General features: G+C 43.0%; 5 protein-coding genes and 1 pseudogene. 2 read left to right on the forward strand and 4 right to left on the reverse strand.

Features of this window, described 5'->3' with window-relative positions; translation table 11 throughout:
- The coding region (locus AB3112_RS09900; RefSeq protein ID WP_367334404.1) for an NADPH-dependent FMN reductase at nucleotides 1-387 on the forward strand (387 nt) is incomplete at its 5' end.
- Between the two features lie 14 nt (nucleotides 388-401).
- Complete coding sequence (locus AB3112_RS09905) at nucleotides 402-944, forward strand: hypothetical protein (protein WP_301518253.1); 543 nt, start codon at nucleotides 402-404, stop codon at nucleotides 942-944.
- Nucleotides 945-1,349: 405 nt separating this feature from the next.
- On the opposite strand, the gene AB3112_RS09910 is transcribed toward AB3112_RS09905, so the two are convergent.
- The 4 genes and pseudogenes from AB3112_RS09910 to AB3112_RS09925 form a co-directional block, all read right to left on the reverse strand.
- A complete protein-coding gene (locus AB3112_RS09910) occupies nucleotides 1,350-1,796 on the reverse strand; it encodes a helix-turn-helix transcriptional regulator (protein ID WP_084974009.1) in 447 nt (148 codons plus the stop codon).
- A gap of 1 nt (nucleotide 1,797) precedes the next feature.
- Nucleotides 1,798-2,232, reverse strand: coding sequence for a GNAT family N-acetyltransferase (locus AB3112_RS09915; protein WP_301518254.1), 435 nt, complete (start codon nucleotides 2,230-2,232; stop codon nucleotides 1,798-1,800).
- Between the two features lie 85 nt (nucleotides 2,233-2,317).
- Complete coding sequence (locus AB3112_RS09920; protein WP_367334405.1) at nucleotides 2,318-2,710, reverse strand: oligosaccharide flippase family protein; 393 nt, start codon at nucleotides 2,708-2,710, stop codon at nucleotides 2,318-2,320.
- Nucleotides 2,711-2,713: 3 nt separating this feature from the next.
- Nucleotides 2,714-3,289: pseudogene (locus tag AB3112_RS09925) on the reverse strand (polysaccharide biosynthesis protein); the annotation flags it as partial.

Below are 3,289 nucleotides of genomic sequence, written 5' to 3' on the forward strand. Positions count from 1 at the left end.
CAGCGTTGGCTCAATCAACTGTCAAGCGATGACGGTTATGTCTTCTTAACACCCGAATACGACCATGCAATTCCTGGGGCACTTAAAAACGCCCTGGATTACGTTGGTGGTGAAGTTAAACGTAAGCCTGTCCAGATTATTTCGTATTCCTATTACAGTGACGGCGGAATGTTGGCAGCAGAATCATTCGTGGAAATTCTGCAGATGCTGCAAATGATTGTGCTCCCGACACCGGTACTATTATGGAATGCCAGTGATACCTTTACACCGGATGGTCAACTGATTGCTGACGCGGCAAATCGTGATCATTTTGAACAGCGCCTAAAAGAGGCCTTTCACGAAATTTCATTTTATACGAAACTACTCGCTGATCATCCATTTAAGTAAATCGAGGTTGTCTCATGTCTCCCATTCTTCCAAACAAAACAGAATTTATTCCGCAAGCGCCCGCAAACGAGCATGAAATCTTCATGGCCATGCGAACCTATCCCGATAACGTCAAGGTCTATCATCCCCACGGTCGAATCGATGCGACGTCGGTCTTCTGGCATAATAAGCTGCACCCAACAACGCTGAATTTTGCGGTTTATGTCGATCCAAAAGCAACTGAGCAGACCATTTTATTTCCGCGGATATTGAGTGACATCGAAAAATTAGCTTGGAAATTTTCTAATAACCAAATGATCACTCGTGATTACGCCCCGCAGCATCCCTTTAACCAATGGCTACAGACCAAGCGGTTTCGGTTGGTAGACACCGTGCTGACAGCGGAGTTGGCAACTGATCAACTCAACCTCAAGCAAACTGTACAGCTGAACAAAAATCGCATTCTATCCTTTAACCAACTCATGACTCAGCCAAATTTACTTGAGCGCGTTCTTAAACAAAGCCTCAACGACTATCAAGGACAGCAGCGCTACGACCTGCGATTGCCATTCCTCTAGCCGATTGGCAGGCACTTATTTCTGACAAAGTAGTTTTAGATGCACCGTCTGTATTACTGGATGATGGCGGAAAACCGGCTGCGTACAGCTTGTTGAGTGGAACTTCCGAGAATATCCGTCTTGGCTTAATGTCCGGAAACACCGCCAAGGGTTTGAACCAGCTCTTAAATACCCAGTTAGCCTGGATCAAAAATAATTCCAAAAATCTGAGTGGTTATTTCCACACGAATTGTCAACTGGACATGAAAATCATTAAGTGCTTACCGTTTAACATTGAAAACCGGTACGAAACACTGCAGCGTCTGTCGTGATATGCGATCGGGCTCAGATCACAATAATGAATACAACAAGCCTACAAAAAACGGCTGAAGCATGGAAATTTGCTTCAGCCGTTTTTGTTGAAATTCATAATGCTTTAACTATATACGATGTTCCAAAGACCGTCATTGCCCGTTGCAGGAGGTTCAAGCCAACCCTCAACTGACCATTTTCAATCTTTGCCAGTTGGCTTTGCTCTATTCCAATTTTTTTAGCCAGGTCAACCTGCGTCATTCCCGCCTGCTTACGCCGATATTTAATCGTGTAGGCAGCGTCAGCTTCTGCAGGCAGTGAAATAACCGAGTTCAGTGGCCGGTGAGCTTCACTGGCAATGATGAGATCGGCCAGTTCAGGATTTGTTAGCGGTCTTCCCAATGCATCAACGATAAAAGCCACTTCACGCATGCCAATCGTCCCAAAAGTCAACCGGGACATTTCTGTGGAGGCTTCGTGAAATTCCGCCGTATCCCGTGGCTGTTTATCGATCACTGCATTTAAGTCTGCCAACTTTTGAATGATTTCATCTTTGGTCATATCAAACACCATCCCTCGGAAAGTACTTTTTAATTGCCAGCAAACTCGCCTGAGTATCAAAGTATAAGTTCTGACTGGAACTTTTCTTAGCACCCAGGTGGAAATAAAAATTTTCTGTTCCATCAGTTTTTGTCGTCAAACTTACAAAGCCATCAAATCCTGGTTGAAGAAATTCGTCTTGCATAATAATCGCTAAAAGAGCAGCTCCCAAACCCAAGCCTCGGTATTCAAATCTAACTTCAAGATTGACCACATAATTATTTAAATTGTCATACTGTCGAATAAATCCAATTACCGCAACTAACTCAGCCTTAATAAAGGCCCCAATGACGACTTCATTAGGAAATGGAGAAGTCCAATCAAAAATAAAGTGACTCGTATCCAGTGACTTAATCGCTTCCGTTATAACGTCAAACTTTACATCTTCTATGTTCAATTATAGCAAAATATTCTATATTTGAATATTAATCAATCTTATTTTGCCGTCTCCTCAAATCATAAATACGAAGAAAACGAATCATTTATTGGAAATGCTTATATCTAAAGTATTTATATCCTAATTTATGTTCGAACATCGTTGCTGACAAACCAGTCCGGTTCGCCATAAAGATGTAAATTGCCAGTGCCGCCAGCCCGAATACGACACAGTACAAAAATGCCGGAATCAGTCGGCTTGGCATCATAACCTGGTGAATTCCCGAAGTTAGTCCCATCACGATAGCGAAGAACACGATGTTCACGAGTAAACTAACCTTGAGCTTGCCAAACGGGACGTGAAACTCGTACATAATTTCCCCATAACTCAACAGACAAATAAGCCCAAAACCAATGGCTGTCGAGATAATCGCACCAAATCCCTGAAGCAGAATCACTAATGGAATTTGGAACAACAGCTTGGTAACTAATCCGACCACTAATTAATACATTGCTTTTTTACTATAGTGGAGTGCCTGCAACAGGGTTAACCCGTTGATCGCAAACCCAAGCATTAAACTCTGGAGAATATTAGCGGCCAGATATTTGCCTCCCAACACACTAAACGAGAAGAAAATGCCGTTGGTTTCATACGACAGTCCACACAGGATCGTGACGACTGGCAGCAACACAAACATCAGCATGTTCACATTTTGAAAAATCAGATCACCGACATCGGACTTTTTGGAAGCCTGACTGTTTGCAAGCAACGGCAACGTGGTTTCAGCCACCGCCAAGGCCAGAGAGACAACAACCGTCGTGATTTTGGTTGGGTTCGCTGAAAATAATGTGTAAATGTATTGCGTGTATTCCGCCGAAAAATGTTGAACGCCTTCCATCACCTGTTTGAAAAACAACTGGTCAATCAACTGACTCAAAGTAATTCCCGAGCCGACGATAACGAAGGGAATTGATTCGTAAGCAATCATCGTAAAGATCTTTTTAATGCTGGTCAGATCAAACGGCTTACTCTTCTTAGCAAGTTCGGCATAGTTAGCCGACTGCTTTCGATAATACAG

It is taken from the genome of Lentilactobacillus sp. (assembly GCF_040773105.1).
GTDB classification, from domain to species: Bacteria; Bacillota; Bacilli; order Lactobacillales; family Lactobacillaceae; genus Lentilactobacillus; species Lentilactobacillus parabuchneri.